Annotated in this window: 3 protein-coding genes; all 3 read right to left on the bottom strand. The window is 72.0% G+C overall.

All coding sequences use genetic code 11. The annotated features are described in order from the left end of the window. Nucleotides 1-677, bottom strand: a 677-nt coding sequence (locus VFM98_RS02300) for a cyclic nucleotide-binding domain-containing protein (RefSeq protein ID WP_325108272.1), incomplete at its 3' end; no start/stop codon positions are given. 124 nt (nt 678-801) lie between these two features. Next, the gene (locus VFM98_RS02295) at nt 802-1,473 is read right to left on the bottom strand and encodes a response regulator transcription factor (RefSeq protein ID WP_325108271.1); all 672 of its coding nucleotides are present in this window, start codon (nt 1,471-1,473) and stop codon (nt 802-804) included. 10 nt (nt 1,474-1,483) lie between these two features. After that, nucleotides 1,484-2,382, bottom strand: an 899-nt coding sequence (locus VFM98_RS02290) for a PAS domain-containing sensor histidine kinase (RefSeq protein WP_325108269.1), incomplete at its 5' end; no start/stop codon positions are given.

Genomic DNA, 2,382 nt, shown 5'->3' with positions numbered 1-2,382 from the left:
TCCAGCGTGGTGCCCAGGTAGCTGCCGATTTCCGCCCGCGTCATGCGCAGCAGGAAATCGCTCGGCGAGTAGCCGCGCTCGCGCATGCGGTCGGACAGGCCGACCAGGAAAGCCGCCACGCGCTGCTCGGAATTGGTGGTGGCGATCAGCGCCAGCAGGCGCTGGTCGCGCACCAGTTCCGCGCTCACCATCCGGATCACCTGCATGCGCAGGCTCCGCTGCTCGGCGCAGGCGTCGGTGAGCTGCGAGTACGGCAGCACGCAGACCTCGGCGTCCTCGAGGGCGATGGCGGTGCTGGGATGGCGGCCGGAGACCGTGGCATCGAAGCCCATCACGTCGCCCGGCAGGTGGAAGCCGGTGACCTGGTCGGCGCCGTTGTTCAGCATCACGGTGGACTTGAAGGTGCCGAAGCGCACCGCGTACATGAAGAGGAAGCGATCGTTCGCGTGGTACACCGCCTGGCCTCGCCGCACGCGGCGCCGGCCGATGGTGATGTGGGCGAGGCAGCCTGCCTCGCGCTCGCTCATGCCGCCCGGCAGGCAGCGTGCCCGGGCGGCGCAGTCGAGGCACTGCACGATCGTGCGCGGCGCCGTCGGCTGCTTCGACGGCAGCCGCTGCAGCGGCGTCCATGCGGGCGGCGCGCCTTCCGTGGTGGTGCTCGTGGTGATGAAATCCATTTCCCGTCCCTTCCTTTTCTCCACGGGAATGATCGACGCGGACGGACCGGCGCCGCTATGTACATGTACCTAGCGGCGGCAGGTACTTGCCGGTCACGCCGAAGGGGGACGGGCCGGCCTAGAGCTAGAGCCGGCTGGAGGCGTAGGCGATCAGCTCGGCGCCGGTGCGCAGGTGCAGCTTGCGCTTGATGTTGGCGCGGTGGATGTCCACCGTCCGGTTGCTCAGCTCCAGCGCCGCCGCGATCTCCTTGGTGGTGCGGCCGGACTTGAGCAGCTGCAGCACGTCGATCTCGCGCGGCGTGAGCTCCATCTCGCCCTGTTGCGGCAGTTCCGCCGGGGCGGGCCGTACCCGGTGCAGGAAGCGGTTGAGCAGCTTGGCGTTCAGCCGCGGGCTGACCCAGGTGCCGCCATGGAGCACCGCGAGCGCGGCGGGCACGACCATGGCGTGGGCGCTTTCCTTCATCAGGTAGCCGCGCGCGCCGAGCGCCAGCACCTGCTCGCCATACAGCAGCTCGTCCTGCATCGACACGACCAGCGTGGCGCGCGGCTGCTGCGCCGCGACGACGGCGCGCACCGTGTCGAGGCCGCGCGAATCGGCCGTGCCCATGTCGGTGACCACCAGCGCGGGCTCCAGCGAGCGCACCAGCTCCAGCCCTTCGCGCAGGCTGGCGGCCGAGCCGGCGAAGCGCAGCTCGGGGCATTGGCGGATCAGCGTCTCGAGGCCGAAGCGAACGATGTCGTGGTCGTCGATGACGATGACCGACGCCGGGTGCTGCGCGGAAACGTCGGTGGACATGCAGTCCATGCTAGGTGCTGGGGTGGGCGGGACCTTGATGCGGAACAAAGTCGCAAGCCCCTTCCGGGCCGGCGGTGCGGCAGCGCGACGCCCAGCTCACGCGCACGCGGCAGCCGCCCGCGCCGCTGCGGCCCAGCCGCAGTTCGCCCTGGATCGCGCGGGCACGGGCCTGCATGGAGCGCAGGCCCAGCCCGCGGTGCGCGCGAGGCAGTGCGTCGAAGTCGCAGCCGCGGCCGTTGTCCGCCACCGCCGCGCGCCAGCGCCCGCGCCACTCGCACAGCACGATGCGCAGCACCGTCGCCTGGCCGTGCCGCAGCGCATTGGTGGCCGCTTCCTGCACGATGCGGAACACGTGGGTGCCGGTCTCGGCATCGAAGGCGGCGAAGGCGCCGCGGGCGCGCACGGTGCATTCGATCCCGTTGGCGGCCGAGAGGTCGGCCGCGAACTGTTCCAGGGCGTGCAGCAGGCCGCCGGAATCGGTGCCGGCCGGCATCAGCCCGCGCGAGAGCGCGCGCACCATGTTGGCGGTGGCGGCGACCTGCTCCTGCGCCTTGTCCAGCACCGCGGCCGCCTGCGCCTGCGCCACGCTGGCGCGTGCCGCCCCGACCAGCAGCGAGACGCCGGCCAGGGACGCGCCCACCGAGTCGTGCAGGTCGCGCGCGATGCCGGCCTGGCGCGCCTCCACGGCGGCGATCAGCTCCTGCTGGAAGCCTTGCGTGACGCGCTGCAGTTCCTCGTGCGCGTCCACCAGCGCCTGGCGGTCGCGCAGCCGCGCCGTGATGTCGCGCAGGATCACCGTGGAGAAGGTGCTGTCGCCCTCCAGCCGGGACATCGTGCATTCGACCGGGAAGGTGCTGCCGTCGGCACGCCGGGCGCAGCCGTCGGCGCAGGAGCCGGCCTGCGCCGTGC

Origin of the sequence: Ramlibacter sp., from assembly GCF_035706265.1 — a bacterium.
GTDB lineage: Bacteria > Pseudomonadota > Gammaproteobacteria > Burkholderiales > Burkholderiaceae_C > Ramlibacter.
This window is presented reverse-complemented; position numbering and strand designations above follow the sequence as displayed.

Bases quoted from the DNA above. Each gene is read 5' to 3' on its own strand.
- VFM98_RS02295 (WP_325108271.1), bottom strand. From the start codon at position 1,473: ATGTCCACCGACGTTTCCGCGCAGCACCCGGCGTCGGTCATCGTCATC.